The organism is Chitinophaga sp. XS-30, assembly GCF_008086345.1.
Lineage (GTDB): Bacteria > Bacteroidota > Bacteroidia > Chitinophagales > Chitinophagaceae > Chitinophaga.
This window is the reverse complement of sequence record NZ_CP043006.1, coordinates 4,900,826-4,924,544: the sequence shown is the minus strand read 5'-3', so window position 1 is coordinate 4,924,544 and position 23,719 is coordinate 4,900,826. Positions and strand designations below refer to the sequence as shown.

Annotated in this window: 18 protein-coding genes; 5 read left to right on the top strand and 13 right to left on the bottom strand. The window is 53.4% G+C overall.

What is annotated here, in order from left to right; genetic code table 11:
• Nucleotides 1-76: 76 nt before the first annotated feature.
• Complete coding sequence (locus tag FW415_RS19860) at nt 77-514, bottom strand: Hsp20/alpha crystallin family protein (protein WP_148388520.1); 438 nt, start codon at nt 512-514, stop codon at nt 77-79.
• A 113-nt stretch (nt 515-627) separates the two neighbouring features.
• Nucleotides 628-1,440 carry an NYN domain-containing protein gene (locus FW415_RS19855; RefSeq protein WP_148388518.1) on the bottom strand — a complete coding sequence of 271 codons (813 nt, stop codon included), beginning with the start codon at nt 1,438-1,440 and terminating at the stop codon, nt 628-630.
• A 105-nt stretch (nt 1,441-1,545) separates the two neighbouring features.
• Here FW415_RS19855 and FW415_RS19850 point away from each other — a divergent pair, with 105 nt between their 5' ends.
• Nucleotides 1,546-3,246, top strand: coding sequence for a glycoside hydrolase family 9 protein (locus FW415_RS19850; protein WP_148388516.1), 1,701 nt, complete (start codon nt 1,546-1,548; stop codon nt 3,244-3,246).
• Here FW415_RS19850 and FW415_RS19845 read toward each other — a convergent pair.
• Nucleotides 3,243-4,781: a PepSY domain-containing protein gene (locus FW415_RS19845; RefSeq protein WP_148388514.1), complete on the bottom strand. Its 1,539-nt coding sequence runs from the start codon at nt 4,779-4,781 to the stop codon at nt 3,243-3,245. The two genes, FW415_RS19850 and FW415_RS19845, sit on opposite strands and share 4 nt — an antisense overlap.
• A gap of 78 nt (nt 4,782-4,859) precedes the next feature.
• Nucleotides 4,860-6,212 carry a glycoside hydrolase family 140 protein gene (locus FW415_RS19840; RefSeq protein WP_148388512.1) on the bottom strand — a complete coding sequence of 451 codons (1,353 nt, stop codon included), beginning with the start codon at nt 6,210-6,212 and terminating at the stop codon, nt 4,860-4,862.
• Between the two features lie 208 nt (nt 6,213-6,420).
• On the opposite strand from FW415_RS19840, the gene FW415_RS19835 reads away from it, so the two are divergent.
• The gene (locus tag FW415_RS19835) at nt 6,421-6,606 is read left to right on the top strand and encodes a hypothetical protein (protein WP_148388510.1); all 186 of its coding nucleotides are present in this window, start codon (nt 6,421-6,423) and stop codon (nt 6,604-6,606) included.
• A gap of 907 nt (nt 6,607-7,513) precedes the next feature.
• On the opposite strand, the gene FW415_RS19830 is transcribed toward FW415_RS19835, so the two are convergent.
• The 3 genes from FW415_RS19830 to FW415_RS19820 form a co-directional block, all read right to left on the bottom strand.
• Entirely contained in the window at nt 7,514-8,626 is a 1,113-nt protein-coding gene (locus tag FW415_RS19830; RefSeq protein WP_210420741.1) for a transporter substrate-binding domain-containing protein, read from the bottom strand.
• 190 nt (nt 8,627-8,816) lie between these two features.
• On the bottom strand, nt 8,817-9,566 hold the full coding sequence (locus tag FW415_RS19825; RefSeq protein ID WP_148388508.1) for a LytTR family DNA-binding domain-containing protein: 750 nt from the start codon (nt 9,564-9,566) through the stop codon (nt 8,817-8,819).
• A gap of 6 nt (nt 9,567-9,572) precedes the next feature.
• Entirely contained in the window at nt 9,573-11,597 is a 2,025-nt protein-coding gene (locus FW415_RS19820; protein WP_148388505.1) for a tetratricopeptide repeat protein, read from the bottom strand.
• 172 nt (nt 11,598-11,769) lie between these two features.
• On the opposite strand from FW415_RS19820, the gene FW415_RS19815 reads away from it, so the two are divergent.
• A complete protein-coding gene (locus FW415_RS19815; protein WP_148388504.1) occupies nt 11,770-12,441 on the top strand; it encodes a LemA family protein in 672 nt (223 codons plus the stop codon).
• Between the two features lie 5 nt (nt 12,442-12,446).
• Entirely contained in the window at nt 12,447-12,998 is a 552-nt protein-coding gene (locus tag FW415_RS19810) for a hypothetical protein (RefSeq protein ID WP_148388502.1), read from the top strand.
• Between the two features lie 66 nt (nt 12,999-13,064).
• Here FW415_RS19810 and FW415_RS19805 read toward each other — a convergent pair whose 3' ends face one another.
• From FW415_RS19805 to FW415_RS19780, 5 genes are all read right to left on the bottom strand, one after another.
• The gene (locus tag FW415_RS19805) at nt 13,065-14,927 is read right to left on the bottom strand and encodes a RagB/SusD family nutrient uptake outer membrane protein (RefSeq protein ID WP_148388500.1); all 1,863 of its coding nucleotides are present in this window, start codon (nt 14,925-14,927) and stop codon (nt 13,065-13,067) included.
• 19 nt (nt 14,928-14,946) lie between these two features.
• Complete coding sequence (locus FW415_RS19800; protein WP_148388498.1) at nt 14,947-18,324, bottom strand: TonB-dependent receptor; 3,378 nt, start codon at nt 18,322-18,324, stop codon at nt 14,947-14,949.
• A 104-nt stretch (nt 18,325-18,428) separates the two neighbouring features.
• The gene (locus FW415_RS19795; protein WP_148388497.1) at nt 18,429-19,364 is read right to left on the bottom strand and encodes a FecR family protein; all 936 of its coding nucleotides are present in this window, start codon (nt 19,362-19,364) and stop codon (nt 18,429-18,431) included.
• Between the two features lie 61 nt (nt 19,365-19,425).
• Nucleotides 19,426-19,986 carry an RNA polymerase sigma-70 factor gene (locus FW415_RS19790; RefSeq protein ID WP_148388494.1) on the bottom strand — a complete coding sequence of 187 codons (561 nt, stop codon included), beginning with the start codon at nt 19,984-19,986 and terminating at the stop codon, nt 19,426-19,428.
• A gap of 170 nt (nt 19,987-20,156) precedes the next feature.
• A complete protein-coding gene (locus FW415_RS19780) occupies nt 20,157-20,579 on the bottom strand; it encodes an OsmC family protein (protein WP_148388492.1) in 423 nt (140 codons plus the stop codon).
• A 297-nt stretch (nt 20,580-20,876) separates the two neighbouring features.
• Here FW415_RS19780 and FW415_RS19775 point away from each other — a divergent pair, with 297 nt between their 5' ends.
• Nucleotides 20,877-23,261 carry an ABC transporter permease gene (locus FW415_RS19775; RefSeq protein WP_148388490.1) on the top strand — a complete coding sequence of 795 codons (2,385 nt, stop codon included), beginning with the start codon at nt 20,877-20,879 and terminating at the stop codon, nt 23,259-23,261.
• Between the two features lie 3 nt (nt 23,262-23,264).
• Here FW415_RS19775 and FW415_RS19770 read toward each other — a convergent pair whose 3' ends face one another.
• Complete coding sequence (locus FW415_RS19770) at nt 23,265-23,705, bottom strand: hypothetical protein (RefSeq protein ID WP_148388488.1); 441 nt, start codon at nt 23,703-23,705, stop codon at nt 23,265-23,267.
• Nucleotides 23,706-23,719 lie beyond the last annotated feature (14 nt).

Below are 23,719 nucleotides of genomic sequence, written 5' to 3'. Positions count from 1 at the left end.
TTTTCATTGGCAAACAGCAAAAAAAGGGCCCCTGCGCATAATGCTGCAGGGGCCCACACTTAAGAACCATATCCGGTTAATCTATGCTTATTTTCTTTGTGCCGTTGCTGGCCTTTGCCGCCACTTTGGGCATCTTCAACTCCAGTACGCCATCTTTGTAGCTGGCTTCGATCTTGTCTTTCTGGATGGAATCAGGTAATGTAAAGCTCCTGGAGAATGAATGATAGCTGTACTCTTTGCGGGTGTAACCATTTTCCTTTTTTTCGTCCTTTTTCTCTTCTTCCTTGCTGGCACTGATGGTAAGCACGGTGTCATCCACATCGATGCTGAAATCTTCTTTCTGCAGACCGGGGGCTGCCATGGACAGTTTGTACTGCCCGTTTTCTTCCGTAATGTTCACAGCGGGAACGGTCATGGTTCTGGCGGGAAGGTTCTCGTCATTGAACCAGGGGAACAGTTCATCGAGCAGTGAAGGGGTAAATGCGGATTTTCTCCATAATGATAATGCAGACATATCGACCTCCTTTTTTAAAGTTGTGATGAAGTTTTTGATTAACGTTCATCACAAATTTAATCCATCGTAAAGGGAGGATAAAGGATGGCGGTCAGTAAGCAGGATGATCCTCGTCAGCGCCGGGACCTGGTGGCGGAGGGTTTGACGCGGACGTACACCGACTGCTGTTCGTTGTCTTTCCCCGAAACGCGTTCCTGGGTTTCGAACTGCGGCATGCTTTTGATCAGGAGCGACAGTTTTTTAAAACCGTAGTTCCGGGGGTCGAAGTCCGGCTGTTTTTTAAGGATAAGGCCACCCAATACGCCCAGGAATACCCAGCCGTCCTCATTGGCAATATCGTTGATGCTGTCCGCGATCAGTCTGACCAGTCCGGGTGTGACGGTAGACATGGGTTTGGGGCGTTCCTGCGCTACGGGCTCCGGCGGGGTGGTCACTACGGCTGATTTTTTCCGGGATACGGTTATGGTGCGTTTGGTGACCGGTTCATCGTTTTCCAGTATCTCGATGTAAATGAACTTGTCGCATGCCGCGATGAAAGAAACCGGCGTTTTTTTCTCTCCCATGCCGAACACCCGCATGCCGGCTTCCCGGAGACGGGTGGCGAGGCGGGTGAAATCGCTGTCGCTCGATACGATGCAAAAGCCGTCCACTTTCCCTGAATAGAGGATGTCCATGGCATCAATGATCATGGCGGAATCCGTTGAGTTTTTACCGGAGGTATAGCTGTACTGCTGAATGGGCGTGATGGCATGCGGCAGGAGGGTAGATTTCCAGCCGGCTACCCTGGGCTGCGTCCAGTCGCCATAAATACGCTTGAAAGTAGGGGTGCCGTATTTGGCTATTTCTTCCAGCATGGCTTTGACTTTTGCCGGGGGAACATTCTCGGCATCGATCAGCACAGCCAGTCTAAGGTCTGTATTTTCCATCTTTAAATATACGGTTTTCGGCAGAGTAAGGTACGGCGGTATTTTTTTTCGGGGTCGTTTTTTAACGGGCCGGCGCTTATTTTTGATATGATAAATACCATCGTTATGCGGACTTCCCGTTTCTTTTCCATCCTGTTGCTGGCGCCAATATCATTCCTGCAAGCGCAGTCCCCTTCCGGCGATATCCGGCTGAACCAGGCAGGCTTTTATCCCGCTGCACCGAAGATGGCAGTGGTAACAGGGCAAACTTTCATGGTTCGCCGGGCAGGGGATATGGCCGTGGTGTTCCGGGGAGCAGCCGGCGCGGCGCAGCGCTCCGCTTATTCCGGCAGGGAGAGCCGGGTGGCGGATTTTTCAGCCTTGCAGGATACCGGTTCCTTTGTGCTGGAGGTGCCGGGTGCGGGTACTTCCGGCGTGTTCGTGATCCGTCCGGCAGTGCATGCTCCCCTGGTCGTAGCGGCGCTGAAAGGGTTCTATTATCAGCGTACGGCCACGGAGCTGACAAAGGCGTACGCCGGGCCGTGGAGCCGGCCGGCGGGGCATCCGGACACGGCAGTGCTGGTGCATCCCTCCGCCGCAGGGCCCAAACGTGTATCCGGCACCGTGATCTCTTCTCCCGGCGGCTGGTACGATGCCGGGGATTACAATAAATACATCGTCAACTGCGGGATCACCATGGGTACGCTGTTATCACTATACGAAGATCATCCGGCCTATTGCAGGCAGCTGCGTACCGGCATCCCGGAAAGCGGGAACGCCTTGCCCGACCTGCTGGACGAGATACTGTTCAATCTCCGGTGGATGCTGACGATGCAGGACCCCGATGATGGTGGTGTTTATCACAAGCTGACCAATGCCGCATTCGATGGGACGGTGATGCCGCATGAGGCGCGAAAACCCAGGTATGTCGTGCAGAAAAGTACTGCCGCGGCGCTGGATTTTGCGGCCGTGACGGCGCAGGCGGCGAGAGTGTTCGCATCCTTCCCCGATGAGCTCCCCGGCCTGGCAGACTCCTGCGTGCAAGCCGCGGAGCGGGCCTGGCAATGGGCTGTTCAACATCCTGAAATCTATTATGACCAGCAAAAGATCAATCGGCATTCCGATCCCGATATCAGCACAGGCGGGTATGGCGATAGGAATGTCCGTGACGAGTTCGCCTGGGCCGGAGCGGAATTGTTCATCACCACAAAAAAGGAGCAATACCGGCCGGAGATGCCAATGCCTTTGCAAATACCCACATGGTCACAGGTACGTTGGCTGGGCTGCTACAGGGTGTTGCGCTCCGGATATGCAACGGATAGCCTGAAGCGGGAGCTGGAACAGTGGGCAGGGGACCGGGTAAAGCAGGCGGCGCAAAACCCTTACCGGACAGTAATGGGCGCTTCGGCGCGGGACTTCGTCTGGGGCAGTAATGCGGTGGCCGCTAACCAGGGCATTGCCTTGTTGTATGCTTACCGGATCTCGGGCAACAAATCATACCTGCATCACGCGCTCGCTAACCTGGATTATCTCCTGGGCCGTAATGCTACCGGGTATTCCTTCGTGACCGGCATCGGTACAAGAACGCCCATGCATCCGCATCACCGCCCCTCCCAGGCAGACGGCATTACAGCACCCGTACCGGGATTGCTGGCCGGCGGCCCCAACCCCGGGCGGCAGGATGGCTGCAAATATCCATCCGCCGCGGCGGACGAAGCCTATACAGATGATGATTGCTCCTATGCCTCCAACGAGATCGCCATCAACTGGAACGCGCCGCTGGTGTACCTCGCAGCGGCGCTGGAAGCCTTGGAGGAAGAGTTTTAAAAGATCTGCATGCCCGTATTCATCAGCAGCAGATAGCTGGCCAGGAATACGATGGTGAAGGATAAGGACAGTGCGAAATACCGGTTGATACCGCGGCTTCCCTTCCGGAAAGGCACCAGGAAAAGCAGGTTGAACACCCATACCGCCAATGCCACAACGAAGTTGAGGATAACAAATACGGCGGTGTAGATCACGGCGAATACCGCAGGCGGTATGATGATGCCGGAGATCAATCCATATAAAGCCCCCATCAGCGCGGTGATGAGCAAAACCCATAACGCATAGCGGAAACCTTTTTTCAGGTTGGCCATAAAGGCCGGCAAGGCCTGCTGCGGAACCGCAGCCTGGTTGTTAGCGAGCCGCCGGGGAACGGGCGGTGCATCGGGGCGGGACTTGCCATTGCGGCGCTGTTTCCGGTAACGCGGCCACCAGATAATGAACCCGGTGACAAATAATATCAGCGGCATCAGCCCTCCTATCAGGGCGAGTATCTGCGTAGGCCTTCCGCCAAAGCTGCCGTAGTGAAGGGCTGCCAGCCAGCCGAGGTAAGCGTCCCCGGATTCCGGGAAGTCGAGCCGGCTGTTCAGCAGCACTTTACCGGTGTACTGATCGATGATGAGCATTTCCCGTTTGCCGTTTTTCGGGGGATTTTTACCCAGCATATCCAGCCGGTAGCTGCCGAGACTGTCCGCCGGAAGGCTTATTCCGCCGATCCTGCCGTCCGGCATGGCCTGTTGGCCGATCTCCATGATATTTTCAAGCGGCAGGGGATTTGCATTTTCCGTGTATGCGGACTTTGCGCCCAGCAGTTGTGCCACGCCCTGCGGGGAACGGCCATCCAGCATAAAAAGCAAGGCGATCACCGGGGCCGAGAAAGTAAAACAGATGCCAGTTAAAGACAGGAGGCTGACCACCGGCGCGGAATAAAAGCCCAGCACATTGTGCCAGTCGTAATTCTGCCGCTTCAGCCCGGCGCTGAACTTCACGGTCAACACATCTTTCAGCTGCTTCCATTTTTGCGGGATCCACAAGCGAAGGCCGCTGATGGTCAGGATCAGCAGGCAAAGCGTGGCCAGGCCAACGATGTACCTTCCCGCAGCCGGTATCAGCAAAGTGCGGTGCAATTCCGTTACAATATGGATAAAGGAGCTTTCATGCAGCCGTTTTCCGCTCAGCTCGCCGGTGTAGGGGTTGATGAAATATTCGTCTTCCGTAGCGAAGTTGAACAGCTGGTACGCGCGGTTGGGCCGCTCTTCCAGATCGCTCATGATGTAATTGAATGACAGATCAGGGTACCGGCGGTGGATGACGGGAATGATCTCGTCGAAAGACATTTTCTTTTCCTGTTCCATGATATAGAACAGTTCCGGGTTCAATGCCCGGTCTATTTCATCCTGGAAGACGAGGATACTGCCCGTAACGCCTACAAACGCCACGATGGCGCCGGCGATGATGCCGAGGTACACATGCCATTTCCCGAACCAGCGTTGCTGGTGTCTTGCCCATTGCAGGCGGAGTGATCGTAGAAAGCCCATAAAGCCGTAAAGCTGCCAAAAAAAGCGACGGGCTGTTTACGCAAAAGGGAAAATGATTTACGCGAAAGGGAAATGATGCTACAGCGCGATCCTGCGCTTGTCATCCTGCAGTACTAAAACCCAGTCCTGCCCATACCCGGAAGACGGCGGCGAGAATTTCAGCTTTCCTTCGTTCTTTACCTTTCCGGCAGGTTTGAAAACGCCATCGCGGGGGTTGTACCATCCGGACTGGAGCATGCTGCCGCTGATCCTGCCCATGTTAACGGTGAACGGTCTGCCGGTGCAGGCGTACACATAGAGGTAATCTTTTCCGCGGGTGGCCTGTATGCGGTCGGCTGCCGGGAGGCCGTTCTCCACAATAACGGACTGGTCCGGCACCCTTTCCAGGATGGGACCAGCTTCCATCAATTTCCGCACGAAGGCCATTTGCCTGGCGCCGGGCAGGTCCATCGCCTGTTGCCAGGGCACATGCGGATCATTGACCGCTTCGCGGCCGGGGGCAAAGAACTGCCAGATATCGTGGCAGCCGTAAGTGTGTCCGAAAGCGCCGGCAAACAGGTCGAGGTACGCATACATCCTTACGTCATAGGCGTTTGATGTACCAAGGTCTTTCGCGTTGAAGCAAACGGGATGGTCTTCATACAGCGGCTCCCCGTCCAGCACCGGTTTAACGGGCGTTTTATGGTAGACCGCCTGTATCCTGTCGTACACCGCCGCATTCCGGCAATGCCCGTTCTGGAACATGTTGAAGCTCAGCCAGGCATCGTTGTGGAACCAGGTGGCGGAGCCAAGCGGGGTGGGTTGCGGGTGAAAGGTCATGACCGGCTTTACGTTGCTGCCCGCGCCTTCGAGGATGCCCGCGGCCATTTGCCGCCAGATATCTTCATGCTGTTTGTTTTGCGGGTTGCGGTCACCGCCGATGATCCATACGATGTTTTTCGTTTGCCCGTAACGTTTACCCAGCCATTTGCCGTACGTTTTGGCGTTGGAGGGGTTGAATATCTCCGGTCCTTTGCCCCATCCAGCTTTCCATACTTTGTCGCCCCAGGTGGGTAATAGCCCGATCACCAGGCCGTATTTCGCTGCTTTTGCGATCACTTCATCCACATGTTTGAAATAGGCTTCATCCGGGCGGGCCGGATCATCACCGGTCAGCGGCAGGGCGCCGTGGGCGTTGGGAGTATGCAATCCATCGAACTCCGCGAGGATAACCGCCTGTATCACGGTAAAGCCCTGTTCCGAACGATGTTTCAGGTAATGGTCCGTTTCATCCAGCGTGAGGCGGTGAAAGAGCTCCCAGGCCGTATCGCCCAGCCAGAAGAAGGGGCGGCCGTTATACAGCAGGTAGCGCTGGTTATCGCTGACCTGTAACTGAGCGGATAGCGTAGCGGCATGGAAAAGGGCAAAGAAGAGCAGAAGGGATTTGCGCATAGACATGGAATGAGGAATATAAGATAGGAAAAATCCGGCATTGCAGATAATGACAGGTGAGATCGGGAAGAGATTGTGCAGATAATGCCCCGGGGAAAATATGCACGGAATGGCGAGGTTTTTCCCTGTTAACGGCCGGTGTTATGGTTGTTTTCCGGCGGCATGGTTTTGGGGCGATAATGGTTTTATTCACCTAAAATCAAATGTTATGGCACCCAGAGACAGATCGATTGGCAGTGATGGCCTGGAACAGGGCGGCGCCAATCTCGGAAACGACTACAGCCGGAATATCACCCGGGAGAAACAGCAGGACGATACATTGAATATCGTTGTGCCGAAAGAGAAAAAAGAGGATAAGGAGGAGAAAGATACTGAGAAGAAAGAAGAGGAGTAAATGAATGCATCAGTTCAGGCTGGTGCATTTTTTTTGCGGTGATGCTGCCGGGAGTGAGTGGATCAGTTGGATCGAAGCAGATTACTGCTGTTAGTGTAGCATCGTTTTATAATGGGATCTGGCGATAGCGCATGGCAGAGGTGATAGATCAATAGTGTGGTTTTAAATAGTGCATAAAGCAGATGGATCAGCAGCATAGTGGGAGGATCGTACAAGGATACGGAAAGTAGCACTGTCGTCGCGTGAATTCAGTATGTATAGATTTAAAGTGGTAAGCTTTACAGACGTATTGCCAAGTTTAATTAACTGACCGATCTGGAAACTGTCATCCTGGTTAAACATGCCGTCTGAGAAATGCATCAAAGAGCCTCTGCGCTTTATTCCGAACCGGTGTTCTTCAGGCTTGTGGCCGGTTATGTTGACTTCTTCCAATGTCATGTTTTTTCGCATGAGTTGAATGTGCAATGGCTTGTTGCTTTTCAGTGTCTGAAGCGGAAGATTATATTCCGAGTAACCCACCAGGGAAAAGGTTACGGTATCTTTATCGTATGTTTTTGGATACTACATTAGTTGCAATCGATCTTCCAAAAGGACTGCAGCACGAAGACCATACTGTTTTAAGCGGAGCGGCCCCGGCTGAGCAGAGCATCTTCCGATGGGTTCGATAATCGTTCCTTCAGTTAATTTGAAGGATATGATGGGGGAGGATATTGTTATTGATCCTTTGCCTTCCCGGGCCTAGTCCTGCATCGCTAGTCGCTCCACGAAAGCTTGCGCATACCGGCCCCGTGCGGCGGCAAGATAAACAAAGGGCAACGCCACAAGGAGCAGCAATACCAGGGAGTAAATCACGGCTTTATCACGGGGCCATTAAAAACCCTATGCAAGCCGCCGGCACTTGCCGGCATCACCTTTCTCCAAAATACTTTCTGCGCAAACTGGCTATCAACCCACGTTCATGAGCGCCCAAAAGCTCTATGGTCAAGCGGTCGGAAAGGCTGCTGTGAAGGGTGAGTCCGAATCCGTATTTATCCGGACTGAAAATAGGGCCTACCACTGCAACAGGAGATTCCACATGTGTGTGCTCATAATATTCCAGTACGGGTGCATCCCCGATGATAGCAGCTATCTTTTGCTGGTGCAAAGCGCTTACTGCATCATCGATATTGTTGTAGGAGCGGATCTCCAGCCCTTTGGAACGTGCGTATTCCTCGGAAGTGCTCCCTGCGAAAACCCCGACTGTTTTCTCGGAGAGGTCGGCGAGGCTGTTGATCTGATTAGTTAAAGACAGCGTGGTCATAACACTGGTAACAGAGGAGGTGATATACGCCAGAACGGCTACTCCGCATACCAGCCAAAAAGCGGAGAAAATACGCCCCCGCCAGCCGAAAAGGTTCTTTCTGCCGGCATTCCCCGAGGTGGCGACAGACATTACCTGGTAAAAGCTTTCAGCAAGGCCTTCCCGCCATCGTCTGGGATAGCTTTCGTCAAATCTGCGGTCAAATAATGTGAGGAGAATTGTTGCCAGAAGAATAACCAGTGCCAGCCAGGCGTATGCTTTCAGGTGCCCGGCATCGGACAAGCCGGCAATAACATCGGAAATGCCGGTTTTCCGGTCTTTATCTATCATGATCCTAAGCCCTGCATCATACCAGGGTTGCGTGAAATCTATCTGTTTAGCCCGGTTCTGCGTGATCGTGAGGTTCGTAACGGCTATATCAAACCCGCCTTTCGCGGTGCGCTGCACGAGCTCCCGGAAAGTAGGCACCATTTCATAACGGTATGCCAGATGGAGGTCATCGGCCATCGTCTCCCAAAGCTCTATAGACATGCCGGTAAACCCCTGCTCCGTCTTCATCACAAAAGGCGGGCTTACATAAACGCCTACTTTAAGAGGAGATGTTGTATCGGGTTGCTGCGCTGACAAAAAGCCGGGGCAATGTATCAGCAACAGCATGAACAGACACCGTAACCTGTTGAAGGAGGCTGTTTTTACCAGTTTGAAAATCAGAGTGTTCATTCCGGCCGAACTGGTCATGCAATAAGGTAATAAATGAAGAAACCTGGTGTAACGGGAAGGAATGTTTTTTTCATTGGGAACTGTTTTTGGGTTTCACAGATTGATGCTTGTAACGAATATACAAGTTTCCCTCCTTTTATTCAACTTCACGTCTGCTATCCGTCTTTAACCGCGATGTCATATCAGGTGCCTACATCGCAATCCGCTCCAAAAACGCCTCCCTCCGCCGCACAGACACTTCAATCTCCGTATCATCCGCCAGCACCACATACCCGCCTTTCCCCCGGTGGTATTTCTTCACATAGGCGAGATTGACGAGATGGGAGTGATGCACCCGGAAAAACTGATGCGCTTCCAGCAGGGATTCATATTCCTTCAGCGTTCTGGCTACGGTGATCTTCTGGCCGTTGTTCAGGAAGAAAACGGTGTAGTTGCCGCTGGACTGGCAACGGATGATGTCGCTGGTGAGCACAAAGTCCACCCCCTGCGCTGTGGGCAGGCATATCTTCTTTGCCGTCTCGGCTCCGGGTTTCAGGTTGTGCAGCAGCGCTTCGTATTTCATGGCGGCTTGTTGCCGTTCCATGCTGTCGCCGGCTTTTTGTACGCTGCGGATCAGCTCTTCTCTGTCCACCGGTTTCAGCAGATAATCTGTTGCGCTGAATTTGAATGCGGTAATGGCATATTGCTCGAATGCGGTCGTGAAGATCACGCGCGCCTGCGTTAGGTCGATCTTTTGCAGGAGATCGAAGCCGCTTTTGTCGTGCAGCTGGATGTCGAGGAAGATCAGTTCCGGTTTAAGCCGGGCAATGGCTTCTTCTCCTGTTTCAAAGGTCGTGCAGCTTCCCAGCAACCTTACTGTATCGTCACAGTTTTCCCTTAGCAGGCGTTCCAGCCTTTCGATACAGTGTGCTTCATCGTCTATGATTATCGCGTTGATCATGTTCCTTTAAAATTTAAGCATCAGCGGGAGGCTGACGGTAACCTGCAGGCCTTGCGGCATATCGGTAAAGGTGATGTCCGCCCCGCCGTTCTGCTGCGCATTCAGAATATCGATCCTGGATTGCGTGATGTGCGTGCCGAGCGATCTTTTACCGGCTTCCGCCGGCTTGCCGCTATTCCTTCCCGGGCCATTATCCGCTATCCGGCAGCGGAGTTTTCCGTCATGTTGACGGATATCGATCAGTATTCTGCCGCCGTTTTCCCGTTTGGATACGCCGTGCCAGATGCTGTTTTCCACAAAGGGTTGCAATATCAGCGGGGGCACCAGCGTGTTGTCCGGGTCAACGGCCTCATCTACCTTCACCTCGTAGGTAAAGCGGTCTTTCAGCCGCAGGGCTTCCAGTTCCAGGTACAGCTGCAGCGCCTGCAGATCGTCCGTTAAAGATATTTCTTTCAACCCGGAATTTTCGAGGATCATCCGTACCAGCTTCGAGAACCGCATGAGATAATCATCCGCCAGCTGCGGTTCGTTCCGGTCAATAAAATTGCTGATGGCGTTGAGGGAGTTGAAAATGAAATGCGGGTTCATTTGTGCGCGCAGCGCTTTCATTTCCGTATCGGCGATCTTTGCACGGAATTCCGCGTTCCTCTTTTTCCGGAAAAGCGCGTAACCGGCGGCGGATGCGGCCAGCAGAATGATGGCGCCTGCCATGATGGCGACCTCTATGGCTTTCCTGCGTTCTATCTCTGCCTGCGCCAGGGCATTGTCCTTTTCATGCGCGGCTTTCAGCAGGGCTTCTTTCTTTTCAAATTCGAACTGTATCTGCTGCCTGGCGACCTCTTTCGTTTTGGCGGAGTTGTAGATGCTGTCCCGCAGCAGAATGTGCCGGCGGTAGGCATCCAGCGCGGCGGCATGCCGGCCGGACCTTTCATAGGTCTTGCTCATGGTTTCCCAGGCAAGGCTTTGGTTCTGCAGGGAACCGGCTTCTTCGGCGAGGCGCAGTGCTTTCCGGAGCGTAGGGAGTGTGGTGGGGGCATGAGGATATAGCCCCGCCAGGTTGATCAGCGTAAATGCGGTATTCTCCTTGTCATTGGTCTGCTCATACAGCTGCAGGCCTTTTTGCAGGTAGGCGGCCGCGGCCGGGATATCGTTCATTTTCCGGTAGGCCACGGCAATGTTCACCAGGTCGCTGGCTATCCGGCGTTTATTGCCGATGGCATTGTTCAGTTCCAGCGCCCGTTCATAATATCGCAAGGCAGCTGCCGTATCGCCGTTCTCGCTGCTGATGGTGCCGAGATTGCCACAGGCATTGGCTTCTCCCTGCTTCTGGCCGATGCGTACGTAGATATCCAGCGCATCGCTGGCGTACTGCATGGCCCTGGGATAGTCTTTCATGTTCTTGTACACCAGGCCCACATTCAGATAAGTATTCGCCAGCGCCGCGCTGTCCCCGTTTTCCCAGTAGCGCGCACCATTCAGAAAATGCCGGAGCGCTTTCGGGTAATCCGAAAGGGAGAGATACACAACGCCCATATTGGAAAAGGAATGTGCGATACCGGTATGATGGTTCAGTTCCCGGAAGAGCGCCAGCGCTGTTTCATGGTATTCCAGCGCTTTGCCGAAATCAGAGAGATTGTAATAGTTCAGCGCCAGGTTATTCAATGCCTTGGCAGCGCCGAGCTTGTTGCCTGCTTTTTGATGAATGCCCAGGGCGGTCTCTCCGGCTTCCATCGCCAGGGAGTCTTCCCCTTTCGCCCAGAGGTTCGTGCCCTTGCTGTTGTAGGCGGCTGCCAGCAGGCGGGGGTGATCTATCCGCCGGGCCAGGGCAATGGCTTCTTCCGCGATGGTGACTCCCTCGGCCGGATCAACGGCATAATACGCAAAGGCCAGTTCATTCAGGAGATGCAGCCGTACGGTGTCCTGCCCGGGATGCCCATCCAGCATTTTCCGCAGGGAATCTACCGCCTGTTGTTGCGCAGTGGCGCTGAGGACAGAGATCAGGCAGACCAGCATCCATATTCTTTTTATCATCTTGCCGTGGTTTAGGGATGGCTCATGAAAACACTTATCCGTCAAGCCGGCGCAGTTAATAGGTTGTATTCAGCAGGTAATAGGTGTCGCTCAACGGGTTCAAAATAAGGTCTTTCTTTGACAACAGGAAGAATATCCACACTTTTTTGCCATCTCTAAACCATATGATAATATGATCTTTTTAGTGCTTCTCCTGATCGTTGCCGTCGCCATGGCGGTCATTTCTTACAACGCATTGCAGAAACAGGGACAGAATGTGCGGGAGAAGGCTTCCAACACGCAGGTGGCCATCAGCAAGAAGCTGACGCTCATCAACCAGCTCATCGATGTGGTGAAAAATTACCAGGAAGGGGAGCAGCTGGTGCAGCTGAAAATTTCGCAGGATGCCACCACCGGAAATCTGGCCAATTCCTATCAGCAAACCGGGGCTATCATGGCGGCCGTTCAGGGTATTGCGGACAAGTTTCCAAACCTTAAGGCCAGCGAGCAATATCACCGGCTGGTGGACAGCATTCAGCAATGTGAGCAGAACATCCAGGACTGCCGGGAGAAATACAATTATGCCGTAAAGGAATACAATACCCGCCGCTCAAAGATCCCCACCGTTTTCTTCGCCAAAACCATGGGATTCCCTGAAGCGCCTTACCTCCAGTTCGATATTTCCGGGAACCAGGACGTTACTTCATTGCAGGCTTTCAAAACAGATGACGGGGAACGCCTTCAGCAACTGCTTTCCGGCGCGGGCAGCAAAATAGCGGGACTGGCCTCACAGGCCGGGAAAGCGGGGGCGGACCTGGTGGACAAGATCAGGGAGCTGCCGGATAAGAACCAGACAAAAAACTGATTGATATGACAAAATATACGCTTCTGCTGCTCAGCATGGTGTTACTGGCCGGCTGTTCAAAGAAATCAGATAACCCGGCAGCGCCGGGCACGTACTACCTCCGGTTCAAAGCCGACGGGGTACAGAAGGAATACAAGGCGCATACGCTGGCACAGTTGTACTACGATCCGGAGAATCTCTCCTATCACTGTAATATGACCTCCAGTCTCAAAACGGCGGAACTGGGCAAAGATGCGCTTTCCCTGTTCCTGCTAAGCAAAACGGCCTACAAAACCGGGGAGCGCTATCATCTGCGCAACGAGATCGAAATGCCCAAGACCAATGCCATCATGCCGCAGGTGATGATATCCATGTTCACGGAAAGCGGCAAACCCTATACTGCACAGTTCCTGCCGGTTACCGGCCTTCAGTTCGATGATGCCGCGGAAGTGAAATTCACGGAGATCACGGACAAATATGTAAGAGGCACTTTCTCAGGGCTGGCATTTTCCATGCTGCCGGAACGGGCGGAGCTGAAGGTGACGGACGGGGAGTTCTATCTCGCCGTCTATAAATGACAATCGCCCCAAAAGCAACACATCGCTGTATCGCTTCCGGGGCGGTTGCCCTGCGTCAGTCCGGTATTACCGTTCCCAGCCGAAATTCTGTACCAGCACTCCGGGGGCTTTGGTGATCTCCACCGTAGGCAAAGGCATGAGGTAGTGATAGCTATTGAATACCCTTGCGCCGCTGCGGACAGGCACGGGCGTATAGAAATTTTCCCCGCTGCCGTTGATGTTAAGGCCCATCAGCTCCGTACATTCCGGCGTATGGGCGATCAGCCAGCGCCGGGTGTCAAAGAACCGGTGCCCTTCCATCGATAATTCGATCTTTCTTTCATTACGGATGCGCTGGCGCATACCCTGCTTCGTGGCATCTTCCACCCTCCCGCTGATGGGAAGCGCCGGCATATTTACCCTGTTGCGCACCTCATTGATATAGAAATAAACAGCTGAATTGGGGGAGGGCAGGAATTCGTTCATGGCTTCGGCATACCAGAGATATACGTCCGCCAGCCGGTAGATCGGGAAATTCCGCATATTGGTATTGGGGCGGTCTTTCGGATTTTGTGTAGGGTCTACCCATTTCTGCACATAGTAACCGGTGCGGGTATTCTGCCCTGTCTTGCTGCCCCATCCATCGTTATTGCTGCCTACGTTGGTCACGAACTCGGTGATCACATTCCGGTGCAGCAGCGGCATGCCGTTAAAGTACACATCGGTGTAGAAACGCGGGTCCCGGTGATGATACATGCTGCGGATGCGCACATTGGCCGTTTTCCAGGTACGGTCGCGGAATACCCGCATCGTAGTGTCTACCCAGGCATTGTCAACATATCCGGAAAGGGGATCGTCTATCGGGAGGCCATTATCCATTTCGTAGGAATTGATCATGGCGTTGGTCATGCTCAGGGCGCCGGAACCGCCCATATCCGTACCATTGGGCATCAATTGGCGGTCCCATGCACCGGCATTGTAAGATCCGCCCTGTTTGTGCCAGATCACTTCCGTGAGGTTCCTTTTGTAGAAAAGCTCCTGTTGCACCGGATGCAGGTTGTAAATGCCGAGGTTGATCACATCCATGGCCGCATCGGCGGCGAGTTTCCATTTATTGGCGTCATATTGCGGATTAAAAAGCGGCGTTCCGTCGCTGTTCTTTACGCCAAGCAGCGTGCTTTTCACATTCTGCCCATTTACAGATACCGGTTGCCCGTCTACCTCACCGCCGTTGAACAGCGGGCTGGCGGCGTATAACAGGGTTTTCGCTTTCAATGCCAGCGCTGCCCCCTTGGTCGCGCGGCCGATCTCGTTCGGGTCGTCATCATAAGATAACGGCAGGCCGCTTGCCGCTTCATCGCAAAGTGTTGTAATGAACTGTACCAATTCATCCACCGGGCGGCGATCTTTTTGCAGCAGTTCATTTATCTCCGATACCTGGTAATACCGGTCTACAATCGGCACGGGCCCGTAACGCTTGAACAGCTCGAAGTAATAGAAGGCCAGCAGGAACTTCACTTCGTTCTTGTATCGGGGTATGACCACCGTTTCATATTGTTCCCGTATCCTTTCCTCCAGCACCGGCACCTTGTCGATATTCTCCAGGAAATGCCAGGCGATGCGGATGTTCTCGTACATGGCGTTATAGTTGCCGAGCGGGTTGGAAATGGGGTTCCAGGCGCCTTGTTCATACAGGCGTGCGTTGCTCTGGTCCCAGTTGTGATAGGCTTCGTCGGAGCCGGCAGCGAGGATCATGCCGTTGCTGCCGTCCCCGGCATTGTGGTCCCAGGGCAGGCGGCTGTACAGTACCGCTATTTCTTTTTCCGCCTGTTGGATGTCTGTGAAAAGGTCTTCTTCCTGGTGAAATTCCCGGGGCACTACATCCAGGAATTTATTGCAGGAGATAAAAAAGAAGGCGGAGGAGAGTATATATGCAATTGATTTTTTCATACCGGTAGTTTTTAATATCCTAGAATCCTACGTTGATCCCGAAATTGTAAGTTGTCATCAGCGGATAAGTAGGCGAACCGTAGTTTTCCTCGGGATCAAAAAGCTTCACTTTGTCCCAGGTGTAGAGGTTGTTGCCATTGGCATAGATGCGGACGTTGCTCATGCCGAACCGGCTGATCAGCGTGGAGGGAAGGGAGTATCCTATTTCCATGTTCTTCAGCCTGACGTAGTTGCCATTACGCAGATAATGTGTGCTGCGTTCCGTATTGTTGGGCGTTTTCTGGCTCATGGCCCTGGGGAAGGCGGCATCGGGATTTTCCGGCGTCCAGTAATCCGTGCCTACGGCATACATCACTTGCCGGAATTCGTAGTTGGAGCCGAACATGGTGCTGCCATCGGTGAACAGCCATCTGCCGAAACCTCCCTGGAACAGGATGCTGAAATCCAGGCCGCGGTACGAAAAGCCGGTGGATGCGCCCATAATGGAGGTCGGTTCGGAATCCTTACCAATATAAGTGATGTCGTATGAATCAATGATGCCATCGCCGTTGATGTCCTTATACCGGATATCCCCGGGCTGCACGGCGCCGAAAAATGCCTGGGAGGGCGCTTTGGAAATTTCATCCCAGCTCTGGAAGTAGCCCATGGACACATACGTCTGGATATCGCTCAGGGAGCGGCCCTGGCGGGTCTGCCAGGGACGGTCTGATGTGGGCTCTTCCAGGTAGTCCAGTATCTTGTTGCGGGCATACGTATAGTTGCCGCGCACGAAATAGGAAAAATATCTGCCCAGCTGTTTCTGGTGTTTCAGGTCTACCTCAAATCCTTTGTTCTCTACCATGCCGGCGTTGATCGTGGGCAGGTTGTTTGCGGGGATGCCCATCAGCGCGGAGGTAATACGGGAGGATGTGGTGAATATGCCGCTGCGCTTTTCATAGAACACATCGGCCGTCAGTTGCAGGAGGCTGTTCTTCATGTTGAAGTCCAGCCCGATATTGGTCATGCGCGCGGTTTCCCAGGAGGTGAGCGGGTTGCCGGTCTTGCCTTCCAGTGCGCCGCCTTTATTGTTCTGGTAATCGTACCCGAAATTATAACCGCCGGCGGAAAGGTTCCACTGGCTTTGATAAGCGAAGCGGGTGCCGGGGTCCTGGTTGCCCACCATGCCATGCGAAATGCGGACCTTCAGCAGGTCTATCCATCTAACATCTTCCAGGAAGGCTTCGCGGTTGATCACCCATCCTGCGGAGAACGAAGGGAAAAAACCGAAGCGCCTGCCGGTGATGAAGTTCTCGGAGCCGTTGTACCCGAAATTGGCCTCCGCAAAGTATTTCTCCTTGTAACCGTAAGCCAGCCGGCCTACCAGCCCCTGTTCCCTTCTGGGAAGCGCGTCCACAAAGTTGGTAGCCCTGCGGGACTCATTCTTCAAACGGTACAGGATCATGGCGGAAACATCGTGATGGCCGAAACGGCGGTCGTAATTGATATAGAATTCCGGGTTGATCTGCGTCTGCCAGTAGTCGTTGCTGGCGGAATAGTTGAGGAAGTCCTGCCCCTGTTTCACCTGCTCGTAATCCCCGTTCCCTTCATAGAGAAAAGACCAGTAATCTTTTGTGCGGCTGAAGCCTCCGTTGCTTTGCGCATCGTAGGAAAACCTGGTGCGGGCGGTAAGGCCCTTCGTGATGAAGCCCAGGTTGGCGGTGAAACCTACGGTGCCTTGCAGGTAGGAATTGAGCATCCTTTTATATCCCCTTTGCGTCAGCTGTGCATAGGGGTTGCTGCTGCCGCGTGTAGGCTCGGCAATGGAACCATCGGGGTTGAATACGGGCATTTCATACGGCGCGGTGGTCTTCAGTGAAATAAAATAATCCTGCGCGGTGGGTGTGGGGTAGTTCCGGTACCGTACGATGGTGGACAGCCCCAGCTCCGCCCGGAACCATTTGCTGATCTCCAGGTCTACGTTAGACCGGAAGTTGAACCGCTTTTCATTGGCCTGGATATTATAATCCTTGATGGCATTATCATGATTGTAGATGCCGTCTTCCGTGAAATAGGAGCCGGATATGAAGTATTTGAACTTCGGTGCGCCGCCTCTTACGTTCACATTGGCGGTAGTGCGCCAGGAATTGTCTTTCAGCATGTAATCCAGCCAGTCCACACTGGGGTACAGGTATTCGTATTCCAGTTCCGCCGGCCAGTCGATGCTGCGGTCGTACCGGGATATATATTCATCCGTATATTTCTCCGCTTCGGTCAAACGGCCATCGTTGATCAGCCCGTTCCTGAAGTACCGGAAATAATCCACGGAGTTGAGGTATTCCGGCAGCCGGGTAGGGGTGTTGGTGGCGGATTCCACATTGAACTGCACAACAGGTTTGCCTACGGTGCCTCTTTTGGTGGTCACCAGCACTACGCCGTTGGCGCCACGTACGCCGTACACGGCTGTGGAGGAAGCGTCTTTGAGAATGGTGATGGATTCCACTTCGTTGGGATCGATGAATTCAAATCCATCGCGCGGCACGCCGTCTATCATGATCAGGGGGCCGTTGCCGCCGGAGTAGGTGGACTGGCCGCGGAGCCAGATAGCAGAACCGTTGGCGCCGGGCTCACCGCTGGATTGGCGGGCCATGAGGCCGGGCAGCCTGCCCACCAGGGCGCTGGACAGGTTGGATACGGCGGATTGTTTCAGCTCTTTGGTCTGAATGGAAGCCACCGAACCGGTGAGCGTGATCTTGCGTTGCGTGCCGAAGCCCACTACGACCACTTCGTTCAACCCCGTCATGTTCTCTTTCAGGGAAATGCGGAGCAGCTGCGTACCCATTACGACAACTTCCTGCGGCACGAACCCGATCATCGATATCACCAGGGACGCATTTTGCGGCACCTGCAGGGAAAAAGCGCCGCTTTCGTTTGTGCTGGTGCCGGTAGCGGGGCTGCCCTTCAGCATGACGGAAACCCCGAACAGCGGCGTGCCAAGGGAATCCGTGATGAGGCCCCTTGCCGTGATCTTTTCTTCATCGCCGGATGCGGGCACCTGGCTGGCGACAGCTCTTTTGATAACGATCATATTGCCCACCAGCGCATACTGCATGCCGTTGGTTTGCAGGAGATCGTTCAGCACCCGTTGCAGGGGAGTGTTGTTATATTGACGGGAGATCAGCGCCGATTGCTTTACCAGTTTGTCTGGATACGCGAACTTGACCTTTGCGGCGGCAGATATCTCCTGCAGCGCCTCCTGCAAGGGTTTTTCTTTCAGTGTGACAGTAACGCCCTGCTGCAATATATCCTGTGCAGCGCCGGCCGTTGCGCCGGTCAGCAAAAACACCAGTAACATCAGGTATCCCCTGGTATGGGACAAAAGAGGGCATGCTCTACGCTTTGCAGATAGAGTTCTTTTCATGATTCAAGCATTAAAGTGTACGATAGAGATTGTTCCCGGGCATTTCAGGTACGTGGAATTTCCCTGGCTTGCTGTATTTATGTCATTATTCCATATTGGTTAGTCTAGTCTGTACATCCTTCGCCCGTAATGCGGTAAGTATCGCCATCACGTACGGCTTTGCCGTTGACGAGCTGCGCCAGTACATGCACAACGCTTTCCACCGGCTCCCCGGTAAAGTCTGCGGAGATGGTGCATCCGTAAAGGGGAGCATCGGCAATGATCTTTACATCATACCAGTGTTCCAGTGACGCGATGACCTGCGACAGCCTTTTGCCGTTGTATATCATTTTATGGTCTTTCCAGAGAATGCTTTCCGCAGCGTCGATATTTTCCCGGAAAGCCACGAGCTTTCCATCCGCTGTGCAGGCTGCCTGCTGGCCCGGCGTCAGCAATGTGCCTGGGGCGCTGCCGGAAGTAGTGGAGAGGCTGACCTTGCCGGTCAGTACCGTCACCTCCACCTGCTGGTCTGCGGCGTATGCGGCTACATTGAAAGAAGTGCCCAGCACGGTGGTGACTACTTTGCCGGTATGCACGAGGAATGGCCTTTCCGGGTCCTGCTGCACTTCCAGGTAAGCTTCGCCTTCAATGAACACCGCTCTTTTGTCTGATGCAAAAGTTGCGGGATAGCTTACCGTACTGCCGGCATTGAGCCATACAACGGAACTATCCGGCAGGGTGACCTGTATGGTTTCCCCCGCGCCGGCCGATCTTTCGGCCATCACCGTATTGGCCTGCTCTCCTGCAGGCCGCTGCTGCATGATCCCCAGCACGCCGAGGAGCAGCACAATACCGGCCGCCGCCGCCCAGAACATCCTGGTCTGCATCTTTATCCGCCTCGCACCGCCGGAAATGCCGGCCTGTATCCGGCGAAACACGCCTTCACTGTCGAAATCCCCGCTTTGCTGTGCGCCGGATTCCGCTGCTGCCCGGAAGTATCTGCCTACGAGATCTTCCAGTTTGCCATCATCCGTTTTCTTTATAACTCTTTTTCTTTTCATTGCCGATATACATTAAGATGCAGGAATTGGACCTATCCCCCAAAACAGGACGGATTTTTTTTCAGAGAAAGAAGGACATGAAGTCTCCAAGGGAGGATTTTAGCCTTTTCAGGGCAATGGTCACCTGGTTTTCCACTGTTTTGGCGGAAATATTGAGCTGGCTGGCTATTTCTTTATGGGAAAGCTTTTCTTCCCGGCTGAGGGTAAAGATGGTGCGGCATTTTTGGGGGAGCTGCGCTACGTTGTCATCAATATGCTGCCGGAGTTCTTTTTCCATAACGGTATCGGATGCGCTGCGGCCTTCCACCAACTGTTCCAGCTCGGTGAGGTCTATCCTCACTTTGCCGGAGCGGATGCTCATGAGCACATTGTTTTTTGCAGCGGTAAAGAGGTAAGCTTTGAGATCAAGGATGTTCAGGCGCTGCCGCTTGATCCAGAAGGTGGTGAAAAGCTCCTGGATGATATCTTCACAGGCTTCCCGGTCTTTAAGGATGCCATGTGCAACATGGAAAAGCCGGGCTGCATATCTGTTGTACACAACCTCGAAGGCGGCGGCATCGTCCTGCCTGATCCTTTCGAGCAGCATATCGTCCGGGAGGAACGTGTTTTCCCCTGTTTTCATAAAACAGCCCGAAGCGTGTGGATGGTTAGGTATCTCATTCCGTGGGTGTAAAGCTAAAAGAAGTCTGCTCTACGCGGGATCAAATTATAATTAATTTACCATTCCCCAAAATTTCGGATGAGAATCGGAGGCTGACCGGGATACTTTTCCGTCAGCCCCCGATCATGATATTACCCGTAAATCACTTCCAGCGAAATGGGCGTGCCGCCCAGCGCTTTGGAGATAAGGCAGTTTTCCTTGGCGCCATTGGCGATGGTCAGGAATTGTTCTTCGGATACGCCTTCGATCTTCGCAGCCTTCAGCTCCAGTTTTATACCGGCGATCTTCAGCGCCACCATATCCAGTTCCACGATGGCTTTGGTGTCCAGATCCCCGGCCGTGAAGCCGGACTGTGCCAGGGCGGCGCTCACCGCCATGGTGAAACATCCCGCATGCGCGGCGCCGAGCAGTTCCTCGGGGTTTGTGCCTACACCATCCGCGAAGCGGGTGTTGAATGAATATTGCGTTTGGCTCAACACCGTGCTCTGGGTGGAGATATTACCTTTACCTTCTTTAAGGTTGCCGTTCCAATGGGCGTTTGCAGTTCTTTTCATGTGTTTGTATTTAATTTTTACGAATTAGATGGAGCCTTTGCTGACGGCTTCATGTGAATTGTTTTTGCTGATGTAAAATTGGGGCGAAAAAAGGGAACAGATTTTAACCCGGGTTAAAATTATGCGCCTAAGATAAGGTTTATGCCGGCGTTAATCGCAGATACCTGAACGGTCCGCAGCTCCCCGAACCGGACATCCCATGTATCAAAACCGGACAGTTGTAACTATTTTTTAATACATAACGTCTTATTTGAAAACCGCTCTTCTGTCTGGCATTCTCTTGGCTGTACCCCCGGCATGATCAAGAATTACCTCAGGATCGCCTGGAGAAACCTCCTGAAGAATAAAACCTTCTCGCTGGTGAATATCGCCGGTCTGTCAGCAGGAATGGCCGTGGCCATACTGATCGGTTTGTGGGCCCGCGATGAACTTACCTTCAGCAGGAACCATGCGAATTACGACCGCATAGTAGCGGTGATGCAGCACCAGACTTCCAACGGCGTAAAGTCCACCCAAACGGCCAATCCCTATCTGCTGGGAGATGAGATCAGGGCAAAATACGGCAGTGATTTCAAATACGTGATCATGTCTTCCTGGCCGAATGAGCATGTGCTGAAGTATGGCGACAGGGCCATTTCCAAGGTGGGCAACTACTTTGAGCCTGATTTTCCCGGGATGATGACGCTGAAGATGCTGAAAGGCACCCGTGATGCGCTGAAAGACCCTGCTTCCATCATCCTGTCCGCTTCCGCAGCGAAGGCATTGTTCGGGGATGCGGACCCGCTGGACAAGCTGGTGAAAATTGACAGCCGTACGGATGTGAAGGTAACGGGCGTGTATGCAGACCTTCCATACAATTCCGCTTTCCGGGAGCTGGAGTTTATTGCTCCCTGGGAATTGTATTTGCAGACGTTCCCGGAGATCAGGCAGATGGACAATCCCTGGCGTTCCAATTTTACGCAGACCTATGCACAGCTGGCCGATCATGCCGACCTGGAAAAAGTGTCCGCCAAAATAAAAGATGTGAAGCTGAACAAGGTCCGGGAAGAGGAAAAGGTGTTCAAGGCGGAAGTATTTCTGCATCCTATGAGTAAATGGCATTTGTATGCCGATTGGGAAAATGGAAAGAATATCGGCGGAAGGATACAGTTCGTATGGCTTTTTGTGACCATTGGCATATTTGTGCTGCTGCTGGCCTGCATCAATTTCATGAACCTCAGTACAGCCCGTTCTGAGAAACGTGCAAAAGAAGTGGGCATACGCAAGGCAATCGGTTCTGTACGCGGGCAGCTGATCACGCAGTTCTTTACGGAGTCGCTGTTGCTGGCTTTTATCGGTTTTGCATTTTCACTGTTGCTGGTACAGGCCGCACTGCCGCTGTTCAATGAAGTGGCGGATAAAAAGGTCAGCCTCCCGGTGGGCAGCCCCGTGTTCTGGCTGGCCGGCCTCGGGTTCACATTTTTTACCGGATTGATCGCAGGCAGCTATCCGGCTTTATACCTGTCATCTTTCCAGCCGGTTAAGGTATTGAAAGGCACTTTCCGGGCGGGCAGGTACGCGGCTTTCCCGAGAAAAGTGCTGGTAGTGGTGCAGTTCACGGTATCCATCATCCTGATCATCGGCACCATCGTTGTATTCAGGCAGATACATTTTGCCAAGGACAGACCGGTAGCGTATAGCCGTGAGGGTTTGATTTCCGTTCCCATGACCACACCCGAGCTGAAAGAGCGCTTCGCGCTGATCCGGGAGGAGCTGATGGCAACGGGAGCGGTGACGGATATGGCCTATTCATCTGCTTCCCCGACTGGTCTTAATGCTATCAATAACGGCTATACCTGGAAGGGGATACAGCCGGGAACGCAGGGGAATTTCGGGGCCGTTGGCGTAACGCACGATTACGGCAAGACCATCGGTTGGGAGATCATTGCCGGCAGGGACTTTTCGAGGGATTTTGCAATGGACAGCTCCGCTATGATCCTGAATGAATCCGCAGCGAAGTTCATGGGCCTCGAAGACCCGGTAGGCGAAATCGTAAGAAAAGACGACCGCCCGTTTACCGTGATAGGTGTGGTGAGGGACATGATCATGCAATCGCCCTATAAACCGGTATTTCGTACTGTTTTTACACTGGACTATGAAGATCCCGCCAGCATCAATGCCCGGATCAACCCGGCGAAACCTGCATCGGAAGCACTGGCGCAGATGGAAACGGTTTTCAGGAAGTTTAATCCGGACGCACCTTTCAGCTACAGCTTCGTGGATGAAATGTATGCTGACAAGTTCGATGCCGAGCAGCGTATTGGCAAACTGTCCAGTTGCTTTGCCCTGCTTGCCATTTTCATCAGCTGTCTCGGCCTGTTCGGTATGGCTTCTTTCATGGCAGAGCAACGGGTGAAAGAGATCGGTGTACGAAAAGTGCTTGGCGCATCCGTTTTCAATCTATGGGGACTGATGACCAGGGATTTTGTAAGGCTTGTGGTCATCTCCCTGTTGCTGGCGGTGCCGGCTGCCTGGTACCTGATGCACAACTGGCTGCAGCAATACGATTACCGTACCGGCATATCCTGGTGGATCATCGGGGCTACCTGCCTGGGCGCATTGGGACTGACCCTGTTGACGGTCAGTTTCCAGAGTATCCGCTCGGCGCTGATGGACCCGGTAAAGAGCCTCCGTTCGGAATGATCATCATTCCACCTGCTTCAGTTGCAGTACTACCGGCTGGTCAACCGTGCCATGATTCCCGTCCGCCACAAAGTCCAGCATCCCGCCGGTGGCAAACAGCCAGGCGCGCCGGGTGCTGTAATACCGGAAGCTGATCTTGTCCTGCTCCGCAGCGGAGCCTTGTATAAGAAAATACACCAGCGTGGTTCCCCCGGAACTGACGATAGTACCGGTAGCGCGGCATTCCTCTTTCATAAAGGCCGCATATTTGTCTGATGGATTGGCAAAGGGTTGCAGATCATCCGGCAACCGCATGACGGCGGTCATGCTGGACGCATATTTTCCCGTAGTGTCCGCCGCCCAGGTGGGGGCCGGTGTTGTTTTCGGGCCGGACTTTTTATCTTTCCGGCAACTGCCGGCGCCTATCAACAGCAGTATCAGTCCGGTGGTAATGAAAGTTTTCATCTGTTAATATTTAT